At 76.1% G+C, this 24218-nt stretch carries 14 protein-coding genes; 5 read left to right on the top strand and 9 right to left on the bottom strand.

What is annotated here, in order from left to right; genetic code table 11:
• The coding region (locus ACYVO2_RS09775) for a type I polyketide synthase (RefSeq protein WP_461007249.1) at positions 1-7009 on the bottom strand (7009 nt) is incomplete at its 3' end.
• Positions 7010-7481: 472 nt separating this feature from the next.
• On the opposite strand from ACYVO2_RS09775, the gene ACYVO2_RS09770 reads away from it, so the two are divergent.
• Positions 7482-7919 carry a nuclear transport factor 2 family protein gene (locus tag ACYVO2_RS09770; protein WP_461007248.1) on the top strand — a complete coding sequence of 146 codons (438 nt, stop codon included), beginning with the start codon at positions 7482-7484 and terminating at the stop codon, positions 7917-7919.
• Positions 7920-8015: 96 nt separating this feature from the next.
• On the opposite strand, the gene ACYVO2_RS09765 is transcribed toward ACYVO2_RS09770, so the two are convergent.
• Together ACYVO2_RS09765 and ACYVO2_RS09760 are read right to left on the bottom strand one after the other, a co-directional pair.
• Positions 8016-8411, bottom strand: a complete 396-nt coding sequence (locus ACYVO2_RS09765; protein WP_461007247.1) for a nuclear transport factor 2 family protein — start codon at positions 8409-8411, stop codon at positions 8016-8018.
• Positions 8412-8470: 59 nt separating this feature from the next.
• On the bottom strand, positions 8471-9916 hold the full coding sequence (locus ACYVO2_RS09760; protein WP_461007246.1) for an FAD-dependent monooxygenase: 1446 nt from the start codon (positions 9914-9916) through the stop codon (positions 8471-8473).
• A 1748-nt stretch (positions 9917-11664) separates the two neighbouring features.
• On the opposite strand from ACYVO2_RS09760, the gene ACYVO2_RS09755 reads away from it, so the two are divergent.
• Positions 11665-14472, top strand: coding sequence for a helix-turn-helix transcriptional regulator (locus ACYVO2_RS09755; protein ID WP_461007245.1), 2808 nt, complete (start codon positions 11665-11667; stop codon positions 14470-14472).
• A 55-nt stretch (positions 14473-14527) separates the two neighbouring features.
• Here the strand turns inward: ACYVO2_RS09755 and ACYVO2_RS09750 are convergent, their stop codons facing one another.
• The 3 genes from ACYVO2_RS09750 to ACYVO2_RS09740 all read right to left on the bottom strand — a co-directional run bounded on the left by ACYVO2_RS09750 (position 14528) and on the right by ACYVO2_RS09740 (position 18068).
• Positions 14528-14779 (bottom strand): DUF5988 family protein, encoded by a 252-nt coding sequence (locus tag ACYVO2_RS09750; RefSeq protein WP_461007244.1) that lies wholly within the window; start codon positions 14777-14779, stop codon positions 14528-14530.
• Positions 14780-14962: 183 nt separating this feature from the next.
• Positions 14963-15742, bottom strand: a complete 780-nt coding sequence (locus ACYVO2_RS09745) for a thioesterase II family protein (RefSeq protein WP_461007243.1) — start codon at positions 15740-15742, stop codon at positions 14963-14965.
• Between the two features lie 928 nt (positions 15743-16670).
• Positions 16671-18068: a peptidase C39 family protein gene (locus tag ACYVO2_RS09740; RefSeq protein ID WP_461007242.1), complete on the bottom strand. Its 1398-nt coding sequence runs from the start codon at positions 18066-18068 to the stop codon at positions 16671-16673.
• Positions 18069-18498: 430 nt separating this feature from the next.
• Here ACYVO2_RS09740 and ACYVO2_RS09735 point away from each other — a divergent pair, with 430 nt between their 5' ends.
• Positions 18499-19632, top strand: coding sequence for a hypothetical protein (locus ACYVO2_RS09735; protein WP_461007241.1), 1134 nt, complete (start codon positions 18499-18501; stop codon positions 19630-19632).
• A gap of 16 nt (positions 19633-19648) precedes the next feature.
• On the opposite strand, the gene ligD is transcribed toward ACYVO2_RS09735, so the two are convergent.
• Positions 19649-20659 carry a non-homologous end-joining DNA ligase gene (gene ligD, locus ACYVO2_RS09730; RefSeq protein WP_461007240.1) on the bottom strand — a complete coding sequence of 337 codons (1011 nt, stop codon included), beginning with the start codon at positions 20657-20659 and terminating at the stop codon, positions 19649-19651.
• Between the two features lie 109 nt (positions 20660-20768).
• Here ligD and ACYVO2_RS09725 point away from each other — a divergent pair, with 109 nt between their 5' ends.
• The gene (locus ACYVO2_RS09725; RefSeq protein ID WP_461007239.1) at positions 20769-21839 is read left to right on the top strand and encodes an ATP-dependent DNA ligase; all 1071 of its coding nucleotides are present in this window, start codon (positions 20769-20771) and stop codon (positions 21837-21839) included.
• A 90-nt stretch (positions 21840-21929) separates the two neighbouring features.
• On the opposite strand, the gene ACYVO2_RS09720 is transcribed toward ACYVO2_RS09725, so the two are convergent.
• Both ACYVO2_RS09720 and ACYVO2_RS09715 read right to left on the bottom strand, forming a co-directional pair.
• Positions 21930-22814, bottom strand: coding sequence for a hypothetical protein (locus ACYVO2_RS09720; RefSeq protein WP_461007238.1), 885 nt, complete (start codon positions 22812-22814; stop codon positions 21930-21932).
• 76 nt (positions 22815-22890) lie between these two features.
• Positions 22891-23388, bottom strand: coding sequence for a SigE family RNA polymerase sigma factor (locus ACYVO2_RS09715; protein WP_461007237.1), 498 nt, complete (start codon positions 23386-23388; stop codon positions 22891-22893).
• A 167-nt stretch (positions 23389-23555) separates the two neighbouring features.
• Here ACYVO2_RS09715 and ACYVO2_RS09710 point away from each other — a divergent pair, with 167 nt between their 5' ends.
• Positions 23556-24209: a PhzF family phenazine biosynthesis protein gene (locus ACYVO2_RS09710; RefSeq protein WP_461007236.1), complete on the top strand. Its 654-nt coding sequence runs from the start codon at positions 23556-23558 to the stop codon at positions 24207-24209.
• The last annotated feature ends 9 nt before the right edge of the window (positions 24210-24218 follow it).

Genomic DNA, 24218 nt, shown 5'->3' with positions numbered 1-24218 from the left:
CCGCACCGGCGGCCACCGCACCACGCGTGACCACCACGAGCCGCGCGTCCCCCACCCGCTCCTCGGCCAGCCACCGCCGGACGGTCTCCCAGGCGCCGGTCAGCGTCCGGTGGGTGCTCGCGGCGAGGCCCTCGTCCCGGGTGCCGGTGCCGCCGACGCAGCAGAGCACGGCCGCCGAGGGAACCCCTGCGTCGGCCAGCGCGGCGACGTCGGGGTGGGCGGGCAGGCCGAGGCCGAGCGGGTCCTCGCCGAGCAGCGCCCAGCCGGCCGGGTCCACGGTGGCGGTGCCGGTCGCGGGCGTCCACTCGACGCGGAACACGGCGTCCTGCTCGGCCGACGCCGCGGCGGCGAGCTGGGCGCCGGACACCGGGCGCAGTGCCAGGGACTCCGTCCACGCCACCGGCGCCCCCGTGGGGTCGGCCACCGCGATGGAGACGGCTCCGCCGCCGGCCGGCGCGAGCCGCACCCGCACCGCCGAGGCACCGGCCGCCGTGAGCGACACACCGGACCACACGAACGGCAGCAGCGTGTCCCCGCCGTCCACCGGGAGGATCGCGTGCAGGGCGGCGTCGAGCAGCGCCGGGTGGATGCCGTAGCGCCCGGCGTCGCCGCGCTGCTCCTCGGGCAGCTCGACCTCGGCGAACACCTCGTCACCGCGCCGCCACACCGCCCGCAGGCCCTGGAACGCCGGGCCGTAGCCGTAGGCGGCGCCGCGCAGCCGCGGATACCAGTCCTCGACGGCGACGGCTTGCGCGCCGGTCGGCGGCCATACCGTCAGGTCGGCGCCCGCGGCGGACGGCCGCTCCGCGTCGATGCTGCCCTCGGCGTGGGAGGTCCAGGGGGTGTCGGCGGCGGCGTCCTCGGGACGGGAGTAGACGGTCAGCGAGCGCTGCCCTTCGCCGTCGGCCGCGCCCACGACGACCTGGACCTGCACCGCGCCCTGGTCGGTGAGGACCAGCGGGGCCTGGAGGGTGAGTTCCCGCAGGCGGGAGCACCCCACCTCGTCCCCGGCGCGGATCGCCAGCTCGACGAACCCCGTCCCCGGGAACAACACCGTCCCGGCCACGGCGTGGTCGGCGAGCCACGGGTGGGTGCGGGTGGACAGCCTGCCGGTCAGGACCAAGCCGCCGTCCGCGGCCAGGCTCACCGCGGCACCCAGCAGCGGGTGGTCGGCGGCGGCCAGCCCGGCACCGGTCACATCGGCGGCCCCGGCAGGCGCCTCCAGCCAGTAGCGCTGCCGCTGGAAGGCATACGTCGGCAAGTCGACACGACGCACGGCCCGCCCGGCGAACACCGCCGACCAATCCACCGAAGTGCCCCGCACCCACAACTCGGCGGCATTCGCGATGAAGCGGGCCGGCTCGTCCTCCTCACGGCGCAGCGACCCGACGACGGTCACCGCCTTACCGGCCGCCTCGGCGATGGCCTGCACACCCATCACCAGCACCGGGTGCGCACTGACCTCGACGAAACGGGTCAGGCCGGAGGCGAGAGCCTGCTCAACGGCGTCGGTGAAGCGCACCGGCTGCCGCAGATTGGTGAACCAGTACTCCCCACCCATGACCGTGGTGTCCAGCACCTCACCGGTCACCGTCGAGATCAACGGCACCCGGGCAGCCCGCGCCGAGACAGGAGCCAGCAACTCCAGCAACCGCCCCCTGATCTCCTCCACATACGCCGAGTGCGAGGCATAATCCACCGGAACCATCCGCGCCCGCACCCCGGCCGCCTCAGCGGTGGCAGCGATCTCCTCCAACGCCGACGGCTCACCGGCAACAACGGTGGCCGCAGGACCGTTGAACACCGCCACCGACACCCGACCGTCATAGGGCGCAAGCCACTCCCGCACCCGCTCCGCACCGGCCGCCAGCGACAGCATCCCGCCCCGACCGGCCAACTCCTCCCGAATCGCCGCCGACCGCAGAGCAACGACCCGAGCGCCGTCCTCCAGGCTCAGGGCACCGGCCACCACAGCGGCAGCGATCTCACCCTGCGAATGCCCCACCACGGCAGCGGGCTCAACACCCAGCGACTCCCACACCGCCGCCAGCGACACCATCACGGCCCACAACACCGGCTGAACGACATCCACCCGCCCCAACCAGGCGTCATCGTCCCCGGCCAGCACCTCACCCAACGACCAGTCCACAAACGGCCGCAGCGCCGCCTCACACTCCGCCAACCGAGCCGCGAACACGGGCGACGACGCGAGCAGACCCCGCCCCATCCCCAACCACTGCGACCCCTGCCCCGGAAACACGAACACCGCACCGGCATCCGCAGCCCCAGCCGCCCCCGTCACAACGTTGGCCGCAACCCCACCCGCGGCCAGCGCCTCCAGCCCCGACGCGAACTCCCCGGCGGCACTCCCCCACACCACCGCCCGGTGCTCCAGCACCGACCGCGACGACACCAGACTCCACCCGACATCAACCGGATCGGCACCCCGCACCGCCTCCGCCAGCCGCCCGGCCTGCGCCGCCAGCGCGTCCGCCGAACGCCCGGACACCACCCACGGCACCACACCCGACCCGGAGAGCCCGCCTTCACCGGAAACCACCACCGGCCCAGGCTCAACGCCCTCCGGAGCCTCCTCCACAATCACGTGCGCGTTCGTCCCGGAAACCCCGAACGACGACACCGCGGCCCGACGCGGCGCATCCCCCCGCGCCGCCCACTCCCGGGCCTCGCTGAGCAGCGACACCCGACCCGCCGACCAGTCCACGTGCGGCGACGGCTCGTCCACATGAAGCGTCCGCGGCAGCACCCCGTGCCGCATCGCCATCACCATCTTGATCACACCGGCGACGCCCGCGGCGGCCTGCGTGTGCCCGATGTTCGACTTGACCGACCCCAGCCACAACGGCCGGTCCTCGTCCCGGCCCTGGCCATAAGTCGCCAAAAGCGCCTGGGCCTCGATCGGGTCGCCCAGTCGCGTGCCCGTGCCGTGCGCCTCCATGGCGTCGACGTCCGCCGTGCCCAGTCCGGCGTTGGCGAGCGCCTGCCGGATGACGCGCTGCTGGGACGGGCCGTTGGGCGCCGTCAGGCCGTTCGAGGCGCCGTCCTGGTTGATCGCGGAGCCCTTCACCACGGCCAGCACCCGGTGCCCGTTGCGCACCGCGTCCGACAGCCGCTCCACCACCAGCACGCCGACGCCCTCGGCCCAGCCGGTGCCGTCGGCCGCGGCGGCGAACGGCTTGCACCGGCCGTCGGGGGCCAGGCCGCGCTGGCGGCTGAACTCCACGAACATGCCGGGCGTGGGCATGACGGTGACGCCGCCGGCCAGCGCCAGGTCGCACTCGCCCTGCCGCAGCGACTGCACCGCCAGGTGCAGCGCCACCAGCGACGACGAGCACGCCGTGTCCACCGTCACCGCGGGCCCTTCCAGGCCGAAGGTGTAGGACAGGCGGCCGGACACCACGCTGGCGGAGCTGCCGGTCAGGGAGAAGCCCTCGACGGACTGCGAGGCCTCGTGCAGCCGCGCGCCGTAGTCGGAGGCCCCGGCGCCGGCGAAGACGCCGGTCTGGGTGCCGCGCAGGGTGGCCGGGTCGATGCCGGCGCGTTCGAACGCCTCCCAGGACGCCTCCAGCAGCAGCCGCTGCTGCGGGTCCATCGCGACGGCCTCGCGCGGGGAGATGCCGAAGAACTCGGCGTCGAAGTGGCCGGGGTCGCGCAGGAAGCCGCCGTGCCTGGCGTAGCTGGTGCCGTGGTGGCCGGGGTCGGGGTGGTACAGCGCGTCGAGGTCCCAGCCGCGGTCGTCGGGGAACGGCGAGATGACGTCGCGGCCCTCGGCGACGACGCGCCACAGCTCCTCCGGGGAGGAGATGCCGCCGGGGTAGCGGCAGGCCATGCCGACGATCGCGATGGGCTCGTCGGTGCGGGCGGCGGCCGGTGCGGGCAGCGCGGTGTCCCGGGCGAGGCCCAGCAGTTCGGCGCGCAGGTGGGCGGCGAGCGCCGCGGGGGTGGGGTGGTCGAACAGCAGGCCGCCGGGCAGGGGCAGGCCGGTGCTCGCGGCGAGGCGGTCGCGCAGCTCGACGGAGGACAGGGAGTCGAAGCCGAGGTCCTTGAAGGACCAGCCGGTCTCGATGGTGTCGTCCGCGGAGTGGCCGAGGACCACGGCGGTCTCGGTGAGGACGTGGTCGAGCACCGCGCGGGCCTGCTGGGCTTCGCCGAGGCCGGCGAGGCGGCGCCGCCACTCGCCGGCCGGTCCGCCGCTCGGGGCGGCCCCGGCGAACTCGGGCGCGCCGTCGTGCTCGTGGTCGTCGGGGGCGCCGGGAACCGTTCCGGGAGTGGTGTCGGCGGGGGCCGCGGGGGCGGGCCGGGCGGCGGTGTCCTCGTCGATCCAGTAGCGCTTGCGCTGGAAGGCGTAGGTGGGCAGGGTCACGCGGTTGCCGGGACGGCCGCCGAGGAGGGCGGGCCAGGCGGGGGCCGCGCCGCGGACGTGGAGGGCCGCCGCGGCGGTGAGCAGGGTGCGGGTCTCGGGCCGGTCGCGGCGCAGCGCGGCGAGGAACGCGGTGTCCTCGGGGGCGTCGGGTGCGGCGGCGAGGCAGGCGCGGCCCATGGCGCTGAGCGTGCCGTCGGGGCCGAGTTCCAGGAAGGTGGTGACGCCGTTGGCGAGCAGCCAGGTGACGCCGTCGGCGAAGCGCACGGCCTGGCGGACGTGCCGCACCCAGTAGTCGGGGGTGCGGATGGCGTCGTGGTCGGCGGGACGGCCGGTGAGGTTGGAGACGACAGGGATCGCGGGCGGGTGGAAGGTGAGGCCCTCGGCGACGGCGCGGAAGTCGTCCAGCATCGCGTCCATGTGCGCGGAGTGGAACGCGTGGCTGACCCGCAGCGCGCGGGTCCTGCGGCCCTGGGCGCGCCAGTGCGCGGTGACGGCGGCGACCGCGGCGGCGTCGCCGGAGACGACGGTGGAGCCGGGGCTGTTGACGGCGGCGACGGACACCCGGCCCTCGACGGTGGCCAGGTGCCGGGCGACCTCGTCCTCGGCGGCCTCGACCGCGGCCATGGCCCCGCCGTCGGGCAGGGCCTGCATGAGCCGTCCGCGTGCGGTGACCAGGGTGCAGGCGTCCGGGAGGGAGAGCACGCCGGAGACGTGGGCGGCGGCGAGTTCGCCGATGGAGTGGCCGAGGAGGTGGGAGGGGACGACGCCCCAGGACTCCACCAGGCGGTACAGGGCGACCTCGACGGCGAACAGCGCGGTCTGGGTGTAGGCGGTCCGGTCGAGCCTGGCCGCGTTCTCCTCGGTGGGCTCGGCGAACAGCAGCGCGCGGACGTCCGGGTCGAGGTGGGCGCAGACGCGGTCGAGGGCGTCGGCGAACACGGGGTGCGCCGCGTACAGGTCGCGGCCCATGCCGAGGCGCTGGCTGCCCTGGCCGGAGAAGAGGAAGGCGGTGCCGCCCTCGGTGACGGTGCCCTCGACGACGTCGGGGTCGGGCCGGCCCGCCGCCAGGGCGGCGAGGGCGCGCCGGTACTGGTCGGGTTCCCCGGCGATGACGACGGCGCGCCGGTCGAAGGCGGCGCGGGTGGTGGCCAGGGACCAGCCGATGTCGGCGGCGGACGCGGCGGGGTGCTCGGCGAGGTGGTCGCGCAGGCGGCGGGCCTGGCCGCGCAGGGCGGCGGCGGTGCGGGCGGACAGGGCCCAGCCGTGGGGGGCGGGCGCGGCGGGGGCGGGGGCGGCGGGGGCGGCGGGGGCGGGGGCCTCGGTGAGGACGAGGTGGCAGTTGGTGCCGCCCATGCCGAAGGAGCTGACGCCGGCGATCAGCGGCCGGTCGTCGTGGGGCCAGGGGGTGAGGCCGGTGTGGACGCGCAGCCGCAGCTCGTCCAGGGGGATGTCGGGGTGGGGCCGCTGGTGGTTGAGGGTGGCGGGCAGTTGCCGGTGGCGCAGGGCGAGCGCGGTCTTCAGCAGGCCGGCGATGCCGGCGGCGCCCTCCAGGTGGCCGATGTTGGTCTTCACCGAGCCGACCTCGAGCGGGTCGCCGTCGTCGCGGCGGGCGCCGAGGACGGCGCCGAGCGCCGCGGCCTCGACGGGGTCGCCGCGGCGGGTGCCGGTGCCGTGCAGCTCGACGTACTGGACGTGCGCGGGGTCCACCCCGGCGCGGCGGTAGGCGTGTTCGAGGACGCGCCGCTGGCCGTCGGCGCTGGGCACCGTCAGTCCCTCGCCGCCGCCGTCGTTGTTGGTGGCGCTGCCGGCGATCACGCAGTACACGTCGTCGCCGTCGGCGAGGGCGCGGGCCAGGGGCTTGAGGACGACGAGGCCCGCGCCCTCGCCGCGCACATAGCCGTTGGCGCGGGCGTCGAAGGTGTAGCAGCGGCCGTCGGGAGACAGGGCGCCGAACCCGGCGGCGCCGAGCGCGCTCTCGGGGACCAGGTTGAGGTTGACGCCGCCGGCGAGGGCGATGTCGCTCTCCCCGGTGCGCAGGCTCTCGCAGGCCAGGTGCACGGCGACCAGGGAGGAGGACTGGCCGGTGTCCACGGTCATGCTGGGGCCGCTCAGCCGCAGCGCGTAGGAGACCCGGTTGGCGATGATGCTGCGGTGCAGGCCGGTGACGGTGTGGGCGCCGGCGGCGGCGCCGCTGCGGCGCAGCAGGGTGGCGTAGTCGTCCCAGATGGCGCCGACGAACACGCCGGTGCTGCCGGAGGCCAGGGCGCCGGGGACGATCCCGGCGTCCTCCAGGCCCTCCCAGCTCAGCTCCAGCATCAGCCGCTGCTGGGGGTCCATGGCGGCGGCTTCGCGCGGGGAGATGCCGAAGAAGGCGGGGTCGAAGCGGTCGACGTGGTCGAGGAAGCCGCCGCGGCGGATGGCCGCTGCGGCGCCCCCGGGTTCGGCGGCGGTGTCCCAGCGGCCCTCGGGGACGTCGGTGACCGCGTCGCGCCCCTCGCGCAGCAGCCGCCAGAACGCCGCGGGGTCCGCCGCTCCGGGGAACCGGCAGGCCACGCCGACGACGGCTATGTGCTGAGGGTTCGCGTGTCCTGCCGTGTTCGCTGTGTTCGCCACCAGGTCTCCCATGGCCGCTCGGCCCGTGTCTCGGGTGCACGGGCCGAGTGTTGAGATCGCGCTTCGTCCGTGCCGGGGGTCGCACCTCGACGGCGCCGGGTCGCGGAACGGGCCCGGTGCGGCGGTCAGTCGTGGTCGCCGGTGCGTGGGCTCGCTCGGCCCGCGCCCGCGGTCAAGGTGGATCTTCACCCTAGGAACGCGGGAGGGGCGGGCCAACCCCTGTTTGCTCCCGGGTGTGCGGGCGCTGGGGGGTGGGTAGGGGTCGGGACCCCTTATCGGCGGCCGGTGCCCCGGGAGGCGCGGCCGGGCCGTGCTGGTGCGCGGGCGGCCGCCCCGGTGCGGGCCGTTCGGGGGTGCCCGGTTAGGGGTTCCGCCGGGTGCGGGGGCGTGTGAGGCTGACCGCGTAAGGGGGCGCCCCGCTCGGGCGGTCCGGCGTGCCGCCGGGGCAGTCCCGTGCGAGCCCGGGAGTTCCGAGGAGAGGTCCGTGCCCGACGAAGCCACCCGCAAGGCGCTGGTGCTGGCGCACTGTGAGCGGATCAACGCCGGTGACGTCGAGGGCCTGCTGCGGCTCTACACGCCCGCGGTCCGCTTCGAGGACCCGGTGGGCACCGGGACGCGGATCGGGCACGGGGCGCTGCGCTCCCACGTGGCCGGGGCGGTGGCGGCCGGGGTGTACGACGCGGCGGGCGAGCCGGTGGCGGCCCCGGACGGGCGGCACGCGGCGGTGCCGGTGACGTCGACGATGAACTTCCTGCCCAACGGGCCGCTGATGGTGCGGCACGGCATCCTCCAGGCGCCGCCCGACCCGGCGACGGCGCGCATGGAGTTCTCCTGCGTGCTGGTCGTCCAGGTGAACGACGACAGTCTCATCGAGGACATGCGGGTGTACTGGGGCGGCTCGGACGTGCGGTTCCTGAACTGACGGCCGGACCCGGACGGGCGGCTGGGCCGACGGCCCGGCCGGCCCTTCCCACCGGCGGCCTCCCGGGCGGCTGACCGCCCCCGGGACCTGCTCGGCTCACGCCTCCACGGGGGTGACGTCCGTCCGGCCGGCGATGATCCGCACCTCGCGGATCCGGCCGGAGCCGTCCACCCTCAGCACGCTCACCAGCCGGAACCGCACCCGTCCGCCGCCGGGCGCCCCGGGCAGGTCCATGGTGCCCGTCACCGGCAGGGCGACCGACTCCCCGTCCATCGCCGCCGTCGGCGTGCCCGGCTCCTCCTCGATGCGGGCGGCGATCGCCGCGGCCAGGTGCCCGCGCACCGCGTCCAGGCCCACCAGCGCGGGCGTGCCGACCGGGTCCTGGAAGCGGACGTCCGGGGTGAACAGGCGCATCACCCCGTCCAGGTCGCCGGCGTTCATCAGGCGGCAGTACTCCAGCGCCACCGCCTTGCGCGTCGCCTCGTCGGCCACGGGGCACACCTCTTCCGGGTCTCTTCGCCGTCGTGTCGCTTGTCGTCGCGGGCGGTGGCTCAGCCGGTGGCGGCCGCCGCGCCCGCGGGGGCCGGGCCGCCCGCCCCGGTGCCGAGCATGGCCCACTCCTCCGCGGTGAGCGGCGGGCCGTCCAGGGGCGGGCGGGGCGTGCCGCCGCGGACGGCGGCGAGCACCGCGGGCGACTGGAGGCTGGTGGCGGGCGCGGCCAGGGTGGTGACCCCGGCGACGGCGGCGCTGACCAGGGGGTCGGTGAGGCCGACGGTGCTGACCTGCTCGGAGAACGCCTGCCGGGAGTGCAGCTCGTCGGTGAGGCGGGGGTCGGCGGCGGCGACGCGGCAGTCCGGGTAGAAGACGTCCTGCGAGGCCGCGAGGATCCACGGGTCGTCGACGGCCTTGGCGATGCCCTGCATGGCGGTGCGCGCGAAGTCGGGGGTGTCGCGGTGGCGGCGCAGGGCGCGGTCGAGGGCGGCGGCGCTGCGGGCGGCGGCGCTCATGCCGTGGCCGTAGATGGGGTTGAACGCGGCGAACGCGTCCCCGAGGACGACGAGGTTGCCCGGCCAGCGCTCGATCCGGTCGTAGTGCAGGCGCCGGTTGGCGGTGCTGCGGGAGCCGCGGACCTCGGTGACGGGCTCCGCCGCGGCCAGCACCTGCCCGACCACGGGGTGGCGCAGGTTCTCCGCGAAGGAGGTGAACCCGGCCTCGTCGGTGGGGGGTTCGCCGCCGCGGGTGCCGGAGAGGGTGACGATCCACTGCCCGTCCTCGATGGGCAGGATGAGCCCGCTGCGGCCGGGCACGCCGGCGCGGTGGTCGGCGTAGACGCTGAGCATGGGGAACGCGGCGGCGCCCGCGGGCGCCCGGTAGATGCGGGTGGAGTAGGTGATGCCGGAGTCGACGACGTCCTCGTGCGGCTCGGCGACGCCGAGGTCGGCGAGCCACTGGCGCAGCCGGGATCCGCGTCCGGCCGCCTCGACCACGGCGTCCGCCGGGAGTTCCCGCTCGGCGCCGGTGGCGCGGTCGCGGATCCGCACGGCCGTCAGCCGGGTGTCGTCGCCGGTGAGCCCGAGGATCTCGGTGCCGTCGAGCACGGTGATGCCGGGGTCGGCGAGGGCCTGGTCGCGGACGGTCCAGTCGAGCAGCGGGCGGCCGGCCGCGAGGAGGAACTGGGTCTCGGGGAACCGCTGCTGCCAGCCGTAGGGCGTCATGGACACCATGTCCCGGTGGACGCCGATGCGGCGGGCGCCCTCGGCCAGCAGGCGCTTGGTGGTGCCCGGCAGCAGGGACTCGATGAGGCGGGCGCCGCCGGACCACAGCAGATGGGCGTGCCGCGCCTGGGGGACGCCCTTGCGGAGGGCGGGCCCGTGGGGCAGCTCGTCGCGGTCGACCACCGTGACGCTGTCCAGGTGCCTGCGGAGCACGCGGGCGGCGAGGACGCCGGCGAGGCCGCCGCCGATCACCACGCCGTGCGAGGGGCGGTTCGTCGTCACAGGGGTTACTTCCTTCCGCGGCCGCGACGTCCTCGGGCCGCCCGACGGGGCGAAGGGGGCACGTGACAGTGCGGCTTCGAATCTATTGACGCTTCCGCACCGCACCAACCCCTAACCCGGGCGGTGGGGCGGGGTGGGGGCCGGCGGGCGCGGCAGGGGCGGCGCGGCGGGCGGCGGGCGCGCTCCCGGGCGGGCGGAAAGGGTGTGTGGGAGGGGCGTGCGGCGGCGTGCGCCCGGGGCGGGCGGGCCGGGGCCGGGCGCCGCGGACGCCGTGCCCACCGCGCGTCCGAGGTCGGCGGCGGGGCTCCCCGCGTCCCCTGGCCCGCATTCACCCCGCACCGCGCACCGGCTTGTTCTCCGCGCGCGTTCGCGCGTGACGGGCCATTCCCGCGTCAACCCCTATTCGGGTGGTCACGGAAATCTTCGCAAGGCATCGACATGATCGTCACGGGCGGCGCCGCGGTGTTCGAGCGGGACCGTCCGCCGAAGACGTTTCCCGAGATCCCCCTATTCCTCAGGCGCAATTCGCGGCGCGCTGACGTCCCGCTGATGTCCTGCTAATGCGCCACTAATGTCCTGCTCGAGTGCTGGTCGCGCGTCGCCGAACAATCGATCGCGGCGCGGCCGAGCCCGGCGCCGCCCACCCTCCGTGGCGGGCCGCTCCGCGGCCCCGCCCGAACCGCGCGCGTTACCTCGTATCGGCTTTCCCGTAACGGGGCGCGCGGGCGCCGGCCACCGCCCGCACCCCCCGCCGCGGGCCCGGAGCGACCAGCGACTTTCCTCATCACCCGGCGATATGACAGAACGTCATTCCACTCCCCGATCCCTGGTCGGCCCGGGTGGGCCGCCGCGGCCCGGGCGGCGCCCGGCGCCGGACACGGCGTCCCCGCGCCGCCCCGTGGGGCCCGGCGGCGCCGCCACGGGCCCTCCTCGCACCGCGACAGAATTCGGGGCAATTCCTCCTCGGGCTTCCGCACAGCGCCGACCGGTGCCCTTGAATACAAGACCACCCGATTTCGCCGGGCGCGCCCCCGACGCACGCCCCGGCGCCCGCGCGAGCGCCGCCGGAACCACCCGTTCACCAAGGCTTCCGGGCACCCAATTTGAGCTGTTCTACTCTGTAAGCTGTCATGCGGCGGGGATCCTTCCGCCATCGCGGCGCGATGAAGGTCGCGCGCCTTGACAAGTTCGATACGGGTCTGGCCAACGAGAGCGCGGGGGTGATCTCCATGGGACTGGACCGGGAGCACGAAGCGAGATCCGCCACCCGGCGGCACACACCGTCGCGGCGGCCCCCCTGTTCCCTCCCCGGGCGTGCGGGCGCCGTCGGTGCGCCCGCCGCCGTCCGGCCGGCCCCGGACGCAGCCGACCGGCTGTGACCGTGGCGAGCCCCGGCCCGCCTTCCCCTCCTCGTTTCCCGTCGACCGTTCGGGAAGCCGCCGCCCGCCCCGAGGCGCTCCCTCGGCGGCCGGCGCGGCGCCCCGTCCCGTGTCGCGCCGCGGCCCCGCCCGGGCCGGTCACGCGGCGCGGGTCCACTCCCCGGCACCCGGGGTCCCGCGCACCCGCGCGGCCCCGGCCGCCGGTCCGCCCACCCCGCGCGGCAGCAGCCACAGGTCCCGCGCGGCGGCCGCCCATCACCCACGGCCGGGCGGCGCCCCTTCGGCGCCGCCCGGTTTCCGCACCCACCGCACGAAGAGGCACGCACGACAACTGAATACCGTGAACGCACACATATGGGGGAAACGTAAGTGGTTCTACTGCAACGAGAAGCACAAATAGCCCGGTTGCGGACCGCGTTCGACAACTGCAACGACCGGCAGGGCGGGCGGGTGTGCCTGGTGACCGGCGCGGTGGGCAGCGGGAAGACCGCGCTGCTCGAAGCCTTCAGCGAGTACGTGACGGCCAGGGCGGGCCGTGTGGTGAGCGCGGTCGGCTCGCAGGCGGCGCGCGGCTTCCACTTCGGTGTGGTGAGCCAACTGCTGGACAGCTCCGGGCTGGACAAGGAGTCCGCGCACCGGCTCACCGCCATGATGCGCCAGGCCGAGCTCTCCGCCTCGGCCCACCGGGCAGGGGAGTCGCCGGGCGCCGCCGCCCCCGACTGGCAGAGCCTGGCCCCCCTGATCCACGGGCTGTTCACCTCGCTGCTGGACCTGGCCGCCCCGGTTCCCCTGGTGCTCACCGTGGACGACGTCCACCACGCGGACGTGCCGTCCCTGCACTGCCTGCTGTACGCGGTCCTGCGGCTGCGCCACCGGCGGATGATGATGGTGCTCACCGAGTCGTCGATGCTGCGGTCCCCGCACGCCATGTTCCGCGCGGAGCTGCTCAGCCAGCCGCACTTCTTCGGCATCGGCCTCCAGGCGCTGTCCGGCGACGCGCTGGCCCGCGCGGCCGGCGGCGGGCAGTCCCCCGACGCGCTGCGCCGGGCCGCCGAGCAGCGCAGGGCGCTGACGGGCGGCAGCCCCCTGCTGCTGCGCGGGCTGCTTGACGAGGAGTCGGCCGCGGGGACGGACGCCTGGGCCGCCTCCCCCCGGCACGGCGTCGGCACCTTCGACCAGGCGGTGCACCGGTGCCTGTACCGCCACGAACCCGAGGTGCGCCGCGTCGCGCAGGCGCTCGCGGTGCTCGGCCGGCCGACCGCCCCCCTGGTGCTGGGCGCGGTCCTCGGCCTGTCGCCGGAGTTCGCGGCCCGGGCCATGGACCTGCTGCGCATGTCGGGCCTTGTGGCGGACGACGGGCTGCGCCACCCGCGGATCACCAGGTCCGTGCTGGCGGACCTGCCCGCGGCCGAGCGGCGCGACCTGCACCGGCGCGCCGCCGAGGCGCTGCACGACCACGGCGCCGAGCCCGCCCCGATCGCCGAGCACCTGGTGGCCGCCGGCTGGGCCGAGGCGCCGTGGGCGGCCTCGGTGCTGCACGCGGCCGCCGACCAGGCCCTGGCGAGCGGCCGGCCCGACATCGCCAGCGCGTGCCTGCGCCTGACCGGGCGCTGCGGCACCGACCTGGCGCGGTGGACCGGCACCGACACGATGCTGGTCCGGGCGCGCTGGCAGATCAACCCGCTGACCGCGGGCGCCCTGCTGGACCGGCTGCCCGACGCCGCGCACACCCCGGAGGTGCCGGCCGTGGTGCCGCACCTGCTGTGGCAGGGCGGGGTGGAGCGGGCCATGGGCATCGTGTCCCGGTGGGACGGCGAGCGGGCGGTGCCCCCGGCCGCGCGGGCGCAACTGGACGCGGTGCGGCTGCTCGTCTCGCTCACCTACCCCGACCACCTTCCCGAGGTGCGCGCCGACGCCTGCCGGGCCGCGGACACCGGCGCGCCGGTCACGGCGGGCGGGCTGCACCCGGCCGCCATGGCGCTGCTCGCCGACGCGCTGCTGCCGGAGCGGTCCGGGCGGGACGTGGTGGGCAGGGCGGAGCGGCTGATCCAGCGGCACATGGCCGACCACGGATCCGTGGGCCTGCTGATCGCGCCGCTGCTGGCGATGCTCTTCGCCGGGCGCGCCGACCTGGCCAGCCCGTGGAGCCGGGCGCTGCTGGGGCAGTCGTGCGTGCGCAACGCGCCGAGCTGGAAGGCGGTGCTGCACGCGGTGCGGGCCGAGGCGGCGCTGCGCCTGGGCCGGGTCGCGGAGGCGGAGGAGCAGGGCAGGGCCGCGCTGACGGAGCTGACGCCGCAGGCGTGGGGGGTGGCCGTGGCGGCTCCCTACGCGACGCTGATCTCCGCCGCCACGGAGGACGAGCGCTTCGGCGAGGCCGACCGGTGGCTGGCCAGACCGGTCCCCGCGGACGCGCTGCGCACCCCGCTCGGCCTGCTCTACCTGGCGGCCAGGGCGCGGTTCCACCTGGCGACGGGCCACCCGCACGCGGCCGCCGAGGACCTGCGCTGGTGCGGGCGGATGATGGCGGAGTGGCGGATGGACGTGGCCGCCCTGGTGCCGTGGCGGCTGGAGCTGGCCGGGGTGCACCTGACCCTCGGCGACCGGGGCAGGGCGGCGCGGCTGCTGGAGGAGCAGATGGCGCCGGAGCGGGCCGTCGACGACCGCACCCGCGGCCGGGCGCTGCTGGCGCTGTCCGGGATCGTGCCGCCGGAGCGCGGGCAGGCGCTGCTGGCGCAGGCCGTCAAGGCGCTCGAGGCGTGCGGTGACCGGCTGGCGCTGGCCCGCGTCCCCGGCGCCGGGCAGGCGGGGCGCCGTCCCGGCGGGGCGGGCGGCGCCCGGCCGGTGCCGCTGCGCGCCCACCAGCCGCCGCAGGAGCCCACCGGGGAGACCCTGGCGCAGCGGGCGGCCCGCGCGGCGGCCGACCTCGCGCCGCGCCCGCCGAAGGCCAGGGCCCAGCACGTGCCGGAGGACGGGCTGAGCCAGGCCGAGCGGCGGGTGGCGGCGCTGGCGGCGCAGGGGCACACCAACCGGGAGATCTCCAGCAAGCTGTTCATCACGGTGAGCACGGTGGAGCAGCATCTGACGCGGGTCTACCGGAAGCTGAACATCAAGCACCGCGCCGACCTGGCGCCCCGGCTCACCGCGGCCGGGGCGGGACTGCCCCAGCCGGACGGATGAACCGGCCCCCGGCACCGGGTTCCGGTGCCGGGGCAACCGCGCGGCGGGCGGGCCGTCACTCGGCGATGCGGGTGCGGCCCGCCCAGCGGTAGACCACCGCTTCCCGCTGCTCCGCGTCCCCGGGCGCCTCCGCGCGCTCGAAGTGCTCATAGCCGCCGTAGTGCTCGATCTTGATCTTGTCCTGGGTCTCCGTGACGCGGACGGTGCGCTGCTCAGGGGTCAGGCTGCCCGGTCCGCCCTGGAGGACGGCGTGGACGGCGGGGTCGGCCGCCTGCGGTGTCGTCGGGTCGACGGAAAGCTCACTCATGGCGCAACCTCCACTGCGGACGCGTGGTCGTGGCATCGGTGGGAGCCGCGGAACCGGGCGGGCGGGGCGGAGACGTGCGGCACCGAACGGACATCGGCAACCGGTCGCGGCGTCCAGAACGTTACCTACGTCACGCTCTCCCCCACACCCCAGAGCTTGCGGCGCACCCGGACGGACCCGCCTCTAGGGGGCGGTAGGGGTGGGTGCCTCCCGGAAGGCGGCGATGCTCTCCACGATCGCCCGGGTGACCGCGGCCTGCTGGCCGTTGAGGTAGAAGTGGCCGCCGGGGAAGGAGCGGAAGGCGAAGGCGCCGCCGGTCAGCTCCCGCCAGGCGCGGGCCTCGTCCAGTGTGACGCGCGGGTCGCTCTCGCCGATGAGCACGCTGACGGGGGTGCGCAGCGGCTCGCCCGGCTGGTGCCGGTAGGTCTCCACCGCCCGGTAGTCGGCGCGCAGCGACGGCAGGATCATGCGCAGCAGCTCCTCGTCGTTGAGCACTCCCGGGTCGGTGCCGTTGAGCTGCTGGATCTCGGCGACGAGCCCGTTGTCGTCGCGCTGGTGCACCGTCTCCTCCCGGTGCAGGTGCGGGGCGCGGCGGCCGGAGGCTATGAGGCCCAGCGGAGGGGTGCCCTCGCGCTCCAGCCGCCGGGCCAGCTCATAGGCGACGACGGCGCCCATGCTGTGCCCGAACAGCACCGGCGGCGTCCCCGGCTCGGCCCGGAAGGTCTCGAGGAACAGGTCGGCCAGGGTGCCGATGTCCTCGATCGCCGGTTCCTGCCGCCGGTCCTGACGGCCCGGGTACTGCACGCACACCACGTCGTACTCGCCGGCCAGGGCGCGGGCGAGAGGCATGAAGTAGGGGGCCGACCCGCCAGCGTGCGGCAGGCAGAACAGCCGGACGGCGCCCGGCGACGCGGGGCGGAACCTGCGGAACCAGGCGTCGGGCTTCGTGGAGACGGCCGTCATGACGGTGCGTTACCTCCTGCTGGTCACGGGCCCGGCGACCGCACCGGACCACCACCGGCCCCCGGGGCCGACCCTGCGTTCCGCCACGGCCCCCGGGTTCCCCGAAAGACATAGTCGCCGCGCACATTACGTCCCCGGGCGCCCCCGGCAGAACCCCTATCCACCCGCCCCCGACCAGCACACGACGCGGCCCCTCCGAAGGCCGGGGTCCCGGGGGTCCCGCCGCGGAGAAGGAGGACGACGAGCGCTGCCGCACCGTCACCCTCGTGCCGCCGCCCGGCCGGAGGGCTCCGGCGGGGCTCCGACGCCCGCCACCATGCTCACCCGCTGCGAAGGGCTCCGCCGGTAGCGTCGAGCGGCGACCGGACGGGCCGCCAGCACTGGCGGCTGTCGGGGGCGCCGGAGGCCAGCGGCGGCCGTGCGCCGGAGGCCAGCGGCGGCCGGGGCGCAAGGCCAGGGTCCCGCTGCGGCCGGGGCTGGAGGCTTGCTGCGGCCGTGCTGGAAGCCGGATCCGACTGCGGCCGGACACTGAACGCTGCCTGCGGCCGGTCACCGGAGGCCGCCGACGGCCGGTTACCGGAGGTTGGCTGCGGCCGGTCACCGGCGCCCGGTCGTGCCCGGGCGCCGAGGCCCGGCCGCGGCCCCACCCCGCGCACCGACAGGCCCGGGCCCCGGAGCCTTCCCGCTCCCCGAGCCACCACCCCCGGAAGCGGCCGGGCGCCCCCGCCCGCCGGTGGGCGGGAGTGCTGCCGGGGTCGTCAGCCGGTCCTGCGCCCGGACTGGCCGCAGGTGGGCGTTGGCCGTCAGGCCGTGGCGCGGGCTCGGGGCCGGTCCTGGGAAGTGCTCCTTGAGCGCTCCCGGGCGGCTTGCCGGGCGGCGGTCTGCGACCTCCTCCTCGCGGCCGTCCCGCGGCGTGGGTGCCCCTGCGTCACCTGATTCCGACGGAGGCCAGCGCCGCCCGCTGAGCTGCGGTGATCTCGCGGGGCCAGTACACGTAGGCGACCCCGCCGGTGCCGCTGGCGACCTTGCCGCTGGCGTTGTAGCGCTTGGTGCGGAGCCAGATGTTCTCGAACTCGCGCCTGTTGTAGACGCGGCGCACCGCCGCGTTGTCGTCGGAGAACGGGTCGTTGGCGATGACGTCCCCGGCCCGGGTGAAGCCGATGACGCACATCAGGTGGCCCGCGGTGCCGTATCCGGCGCCGGTCAGCTCCGTCGCCAGGAAGGACTGGGACGTTATCACCGGGATGCCCGCCTTGATGAGGACCTCCGCGTCGGTGAGGGTGCGCAGCCGGGTGACCACTCCCTCCATGTCGCGGTAGGTGGCGGCGTACGCGGCGTTGAACGGCCAGTTGCCGCAGCCGCCGTAGGCCCAGTCGTAGGTGAACCGGGCGGCGTGGCACACCTGCGGGTCGGCGTACTCGGGGTTGACCCAGGCCAGGTCCTCCTTGGTGGGCCTGCGGCCGAAGTACTCGATCACCATCTGGGAGGAGGTGGGGCTGCACCAGGCCTCGCCGCCGTTGTCGTACTCGGGGTACTGGCCCTTGTGGATCTCCTGGGAGTAGCGGGGCACCTTCAGCTCCACGCCCGAGGCGGGGCCGGGGGCGGAGGCGGGCACGGTGAAGCGGTCGGGGACGTCGGAGGCCATCGCCCCGGCCCGCCACACCCGCGGGGTGGCCCTGGAGCCGGGCTTGCGGTGCAGGGTCAGGCGCAGCCGGTAGGAGGCCAGGCGCAGCGGGCTGGAGGTGTCGTCGATGGCGAAGGTGTCCGTCCAGACGGTGCTCTTGTCGTCCGTCTGGCCGTCCACGGAGGTGCGCTTGATGTCGCCGTCGCCCGCGGCCCAGCGGCCCAGCACGTACCAGGGGGTGGCGGTGCCGTCGGTGTAGGTGCCGCGCATATCGACCTGGATCCAGGTGCCGGCCGGGGTGGCGGCGTTCCAGGAGGCGACGAGCTCGCCCGCGCCGAAGGGGAGGGTGTGCACCGGGGAGGTCCAGGTGCCGGTCTCCCAGGTGCTTTTGGCGCCGGTGTGCGGGTCGGTGTACTCGGTGGTGCCGGTGGGGGTGCCCAGGGCGAGGGCGGGGCGGGCTCCGCCGCACACCTTGACCCCGGCGGCGGCGCCCGACCGCCAGTCGGAGTAGGTGGTCCAGAAGCGGTTGTCCACGGGGGTGGCGTCCTCGTCCGTGCCGCGTGCCTCGGCTGCCGTCGCGGTCTTCGCGGTGCCGGCGGGCGCGCCGGCCCGGGGTGCTGCGGTGGCCGTGGGTGCCGCGGCGGCCGCGGCGGCGGCGACCGCGGCGGCGATGACGGTCCGCCGAGGAGCGGGTCGGGTCATGTGGGTTCCCCTCGTGTGGCTCGTGGATGGCTGGCTGGGTGGCTCGGTGGGTGGCTCGGTGGCCGGGTGGGGGCCCGGCGAGTGCGTCGCAGTCACTATCCCCGGCGGAGCGGGTCGGTTACCAGGGGTTGTGGATATGTCAGTGGTCTGGACCTGTGGACAACCGCGTGGGGGCGGTCCGGGTGCCCGTGGGGGCGGAGGACGCGGAACGCGTTCGAACGTGGATGCGGTCGCTCCGTCTCCCGGCTGGACGGAAGCTCACGGACCGATGACTTTCGGGTTATTCCCCCGTGCGTGTCGCACCCGGGCGGTACCGTGACGTGCATGACCGGCGTCGGGGCGGTCTGCCGGTGGGGCCGGAGAGGGTCTCCGGGGACGGCCGGCGGGCGGAGCCGGGCGCGCCGGTGGACCACTCTCGGGGGGAGCGAAAGTGTCCACGTCATCGACGTCAGCCACCTCGGTCGCGTCGGCCGCGTCGCCGCCGGCGGAGGAAACCGAGCGGGCGGGGCGGGCCGCGAAGGCCGCCGCGGGTGAGGGCTCCGGCCGGCGCGGGAGGCCGGGACGGGCCGCCGAGGCCCAGGCGCAGCCGTACGCCGCGGTCTCCCGCCGCAGGGTGCGCCGCAGGCTCGGCGTCGTCCGTGGCAACCGGTACGACGCCGCCAAGGTGACGCTGCTGGTGAAGGAGCATCTGCGCCTGGGCAGCGAGCTGGCCCTGCTCGGCGAGCAGGCCGCGGCGCACACCGCGCAGGTGCGCGGCTTCCTGGACGCGGCCTGGGCCCACCTGGCCGACCGCAGGCCGGACGCGCTGGTCGGCGGCGCCTACCTGACCCTGGCGGACCAGGCCCTGATCTGGCTGCTGCCGCCGCCCCGGCTGCACTCCCGGTGCACGGTGGTGCTCGCCGAGCTGGCCCGCGCGGAGCACCCGGCGGCGCAGGAGGCGGGGCGGAAGCTGCGTGAGGCCATGGCCGGGGCGGGCGCGCGGCAGGACGGCTTCGGGGACACCGACGCGGTGCGCGCCGCGCTGCGGGCCGCCGTGGAGACGCTGCACACGCTGTGCGAGGAACGCACCATCGAGGACGACCTCCAGGTGCGGCGGTTGCAGCACCTGTTCGTCTACGCGGGGGCGATCCTGGCGCTGCTGTGCGTCGCGGTGCCGCTGGTCGCCCCGGCGGAGCTGCTCGCGGGCTGGCCGCAGGCCCCGGCGGGCGGCCGGTGGGGGACCCTGGCGGCGGTGACCGGGGTGGTGGTGCTGATGGGGGCAGCGGGCGGCGTGCTCAGCGGCCTGCTCCAGACCAGGGATGCGCGGGCCAGCCTGCTGACGTACCGGACGAGCATGCTGAAGCTGGGGCTGCGGCCGCTGGTCGGGGGTCTGGTGGCGCTGGTGATCGCGCTGCTGGCGAGCTGGGGCGCGCTGCCCGCGATCGAGTCGGTCGACCCGGGCCTGCTGCTGCTCACGGCGTTCCTCGCGGGGTTCTCCGAGCGGGTGTTCCTGCGGCTGCTCAAGGTGCCGGGCGAGGAGGAGGACAAGGCGCGGGAGCCGGGCGGGGCGCCCCGGGCGGCGTAGGGCGCGGCGCGGCGGGTCAGGTGCGCTTGGCCCGGCTGGGCTGGACGCGTTTGGGCTCGCCCGCCATCTTCGGGTGCTCCGGGGGGTAGGGCAGGTCGCCGAGGCCGTGCTCGCGCTCGTCCCTGGCGGCCAGCTCCAGGGCGGCGTCCAGGGGGTAGGCGTGGTCCTCCATGTCGGCGTGGACGTCGCCCAGCTCGGCGTAGCGGGCGGGCATGGTCGCCAGGTCGAAGTCCTCGGGGCGGGCGTCGTCCACCTCGTCCCAGCGCAGCGGCGCGGAGACGGGCGCGTGCGGGCGGGGGCGCACCGAGTAGGCGCCCGCGATGGTGCGGTCGCGGGCGGTCTGGTTGTAGTCGACGAAGATCTTCTCGCCGCGCTGCTCCTTCCACCAGGCGGAGGTCACCCGGTCGGGCGCGCGCCGCTCCAGCTCCCGGGCGACGGCGATGGCCGCGCGGCGCACCTGCACGAAGCTCCAGCGGGGCTCGATGGGCACGAACACGTGCAGGCCGCGGCCGCCGGAGGTCTTGGGCCAGCCGCGCATGCCGAGCTCGCCGAGCAGGGCGGAGAGCTCCCGGGCGGCGCGCACCGCGTCCGGGTAGCCGGTGCCGGGCTGGGGGTCGAGGTCGATGCGCAGCTCGTCCGGGTGCTCGGTGTCGGCGCGGCGCACCGGCCAGGGGTGGAAGGTCAGGCAGCCCAGGTTGGCGGCCCAGACGACGGCGGCGATCTCGGTGGGGCAGATCTCGTCGGCGTACCGGCCGCTGGGGAAGTGGATGCGGCCGGTGGGGATCCACTCGGGGAGGTTCTTCGGCGCCCGCTTCTGGAAGAACCACTCGCCCCCTACTCCGTCCGGGTGACGTTCGAGGGTGGTGGGCCGGTCCCGCAGGGCGCGCACCACCCCGTCGCCGACCGCCAGGTAGTACCGGGCGACGTCCAGCTTGGTGAAGCCGCGCTCGGGGAAGTACAGCTTCTCCGGGTTGGACAGCCGCACGGTCCGCTGCCCGGCCGTGAGCTCCAGCGCGTTGCCCGCCATGCCGCCAACGGTAGGCCCGGGGGCGCGCGGGCGCGCGTCGAGGGGCTCCCGTCCCCGGGTGGCGGCGCTCGGCGGGCGGATCGGCGCGCACCGGCGCAGAATCGTCGGTGTGGAGCTCCCCGTGATGCCTCCCGTGCAGCCGATGCTCGCCAAGCTGGTGGCGGACATCCCGCCGGGCATGAGCTACGAGGCCAAGTGGGACGGCTTCCGGGCGATCGTCTTCCGGGACCGCGACGAGATCGAGATCGGCAGCCGCTCGGGCAAGCCGCTGTCCCGCTACTTCCCCGACGTGGTGGCCGCCTGCCGTCGGGAGCTGCCCGAGCGGTGCGTGGTGGACGGGGAGATCGTGATCGCCCGGGGCGGGCGGCTGGACTTCGACGCGCTGCTGGAGCGCATCCACCCCGCCGACTCGCGGGTGCGGATGCTGGCCGGGACCACCCCGGCGAGCCTGGTGGTGTTCGACCTGCTGGCGCTGGGTGACGAGGACCTGATGGCGGCGCCGCTGCGGGAGCGCCGCGCCCGGTTGGTGGAGGCGCTGCGGGACGCGCGGGACCCGGTGCACACCGCCCCGGCCACCTCGGACATCGAGGTGGCACGGGAGTGGTTCCGGCACTTCGAGGGCGCGGGGCTGGACGGGGTGGTCGCCAAGCGGCCCGACCTGGGGTACCGGCCGGGCGAGCGGGTGATGGCCAAGGTCAAGCACGAGCGGACCGCCGACTGTGTGGTGGCGGGGCTGCGGGCGCACAAGTCGGGTCCCTCGGGCGTGGGCTCGCTGCTGCTCGGTCTGTACGACGGGGAGGGGCGGCTGCGGCACGTGGGGGTGTGCGCGTCCTTCCCGATGCGGCGGCGCCGCGAGCTGATGGAGGAGCTGGCGCCGCTGCGGATGCCGTCCGTCGAGGGCCACCCGTGGGCGGAGTGGGCGGACGAGGGCGCGCAGGCGCTCGGGCGGATGCCGGGCGCGCCGAGCCGCTGGTCGGGCCGGAAGGACCTGTCGTGGACGCCGCTGGTGCCGGAGCGGGTGTGCGAGGTGGGCTACGACCACATGCAGGGCGACCGGTTCCGCCACACCGCGCAGTTCCGCCGCTGGCGCCCGGACCGCGAGCCGCGCGAGTGCACCTACGCGCAGTTGGAGGAGCCGGTGCGCTACGACCTGCGGGAGGTGCTGTCGGGGGGCGCCTAGGCGGGGGCCCGTCCGTCACCGGGAGGTCCGCCCCGCCCCGCCCCGGGCCGGGGCGGGGCGGGGCGGCCGGGGCGGGGCGCGCGGGCCGGGTCAGCCCTTGCCGGAGGGGAAGGGGGCGGGATCGGGCAGGGTCCGCCACGACGGGTCGGTCACGATGGTCCTGAGCTGCTCCAGGCTCAGCACCGGCGCCGGGCGCGTGGCCCTGCCGCTCTTCTCCTTCTCGGTGTCGCTCGACTGGAGGAAGACCACGACGCCGTCCGTCCGCACGAGCTGCACGCTGTTGATCTCCGCGCCGCCTCCCTGGGGCCCCGCCTTGCCGTCGCCGGCGCCCGGGGTGGCCGGGTACTCGAAGTTCCGCTCCAGGCGCAGCGCCGAGCCGTCGGCGAGGCGGGTGACGGTGCAGGTGGCCGCGGTGCCGGTGAGGTCGGGGCAGACCGGCGGGCCCTCCTTCGGCGCGGCGCGGCGCACCGTGACGTGCGCCTGGCCGCTGCCGCGGGCGTCGGTCAGCACTCCCCCGGCTGCCACGTCGTGCGGCGCGGACTTCCCCCCGCCGCTGTCCGCCGCCCGCTTCTTCCCGGCGCCGCCCGGCGCGGGTTTGCCCGCCGCGGCGTCCGGCGCCTTGTCCCAGCGGACGGTGACCCCCCGGGGCAGCAGCCCGGACACCTGGTCCGTGAGGTGCCGGCGGGTCAGCTCCTCGGCCGCGGGGGCGGAGGGCGAGGGCACGGCCGCCACGTCTCCGGGCCGGTCGGCGCCGCCCGTCACGGCCGCCACCGCGCCCGCCGTGGCGGCCACGGCCGCCACGGCCACCGTCACCCCCACCACCCGCGCCCGCCGGGCGCGCATCCGCCGCCCCCGCTCCAGGCCGCCCGCGACCAGGTGCGCGGTCCGGGGCTGGACGCCCTCGGCCCCGGCCCGCAGGGCCCCGGCGAGGGCCGTCTCCGCACCGCCGATGGCGGGCTGCTCCTGCTCGTTCATGCCGTGATCACCGTCTCCTCGAATGCGTTGGGGTGCGACGTGCCGGTACGCGCGGCCGGTCCGCGGCTCGGGGCGCTCATGAGGGCGCCAGGGCGTGCGGCTCCGCGCCGAGCGCCGTGCGCAGCCGCCGCAGCGCGCGCTGGGAGCGGGTGCGCACCGAGCCCTGCGAGATGCCCATTCGCCGGGCGGTCTCCTCGACGCTGAGGTCCTCCCAGTAGCGCAGCACCAGCACCGTGCGGTCCTTGGGGCCGAGCCGGCCCAGCTCGGCGAGCAGGGTCAGCCGCAGCGCCTCGTCCGGCTGGGCGCCGACGCTGTCCGGCAGCACCGCGTACGGCTGCTCACCGCTGCTGCGCCGCCGCTGGTGGGAGATGTAGCTGCGCACCAGCACCGTGCGGGCGTAGGCGTCCGGATTGTCCGCCCGGGCGACCCTGCGCCAGGACCGGTACAGCTTGCCGAGGGTGGTCTGCACCAGGTCCTCGGCCAGGTGCCAGTCCCCGCACAGCAGCCAGGCCGTGCGGAAAAGCTGCCCGGCCCGTGCCGTGGCGAACTCCGCGTACTCCGTGTCCGATGCCATCGGCCCTTTCCTGTCGTCGCCTGCCTCGTCACTTGCTGGACGCGGCGGCACCGCCACCGCGTCACACCCGGCGCGGGACTTCCTCGTCCCGGACGCGGGCCCGCTCCGGCGGCGGGCCCGGCACAGGGGCGCGGGAGAGGGACGCGGCGGCGTGGTTGACTGCACGGGTGATCGCCCACGACATACTGCGCGTCTTCTGCGGACCCGGCGCGCGCCACGGCAACCGGCTCGCCGTCGTCCGCGACGGAACGGCCGTGCCCACCGAGGCCGGGCGCCTGGCCCTGGCCGCCGAACTCGGGTACAGCGAGACGGTGTTCGTCGACGACCCCGAGCGCGGGATCGTCGACATCTACACGCCCTCGGCCCGACTGCCGTTCGCCGGGCACCCCTGCGTGGGCGTGGCCTGGCTGCTCGACGTGCCGGAGCTCATCACGCCCGCCGGGGTGGTGGGCGCCCGGATGGACGGGGAGTTCACCTGGATCGAGGCGCGCCCCGAGTGGGCGCCGCCGCGCACGCTGCGCCGGTACGGCTCGGCGGCGGAGGTGGACGCCCTGGCGGTGCCCCCGCCCGGCGAGTGGGTGTACGCGTGGGCGTGGCAGGACGAGGCCGCGGGGCGGGTGCGCGCCCGCGCCTTCCCCGGCCGGGGCGACGGCATCGACGAGGACGAGGCCACGGGCGCCGCGGCGCTGCTGCTGACGGGCCTGCTCGGGCGCGCCCTGGTCATCACGCAGGGGCGCGGCTCGCAACTGGTGACGGCTCCCCTGCCGGGCGGCCTGGTGGAGCTGGGCGGGCGCGTGCGGCAGGAGCGGCCGGGGGGCTGAGGGGCTGAG

Source organism: Streptomyces capparidis (assembly GCF_054782095.1).
The sequence above is the reverse complement of the archived record's forward strand: the minus strand, read 5'-3'. Positions and strand labels throughout refer to the sequence as shown.

What these genes read in the sequence shown, in the direction of transcription:
- ACYVO2_RS09750 (WP_461007244.1), bottom strand. Translation starts at nt 14,779, where the DNA reads ATGAGTGAGCTTTCCGTCGACCCGACGACACCGCAGGCGGCCGACCCC.
- ACYVO2_RS09745 (WP_461007243.1), bottom strand. Translation starts at nt 15,742, where the DNA reads ATGACGGCCGTCTCCACGAAGCCCGACGCCTGGTTCCGCAGGTTCCGC.
- ACYVO2_RS09740 (WP_461007242.1), bottom strand. Translation starts at nt 18,068, where the DNA reads ATGACCCGACCCGCTCCTCGGCGGACCGTCATCGCCGCCGCGGTCGCC.
- ligD (WP_461007240.1), bottom strand. Translation starts at nt 20,659, where the DNA reads ATGGCGGGCAACGCGCTGGAGCTCACGGCCGGGCAGCGGACCGTGCGG.
- ACYVO2_RS09720 (WP_461007238.1), bottom strand. Translation starts at nt 22,814, where the DNA reads ATGAACGAGCAGGAGCAGCCCGCCATCGGCGGTGCGGAGACGGCCCTC.
- ACYVO2_RS09715 (WP_461007237.1), bottom strand. Translation starts at nt 23,388, where the DNA reads ATGGCATCGGACACGGAGTACGCGGAGTTCGCCACGGCACGGGCCGGG.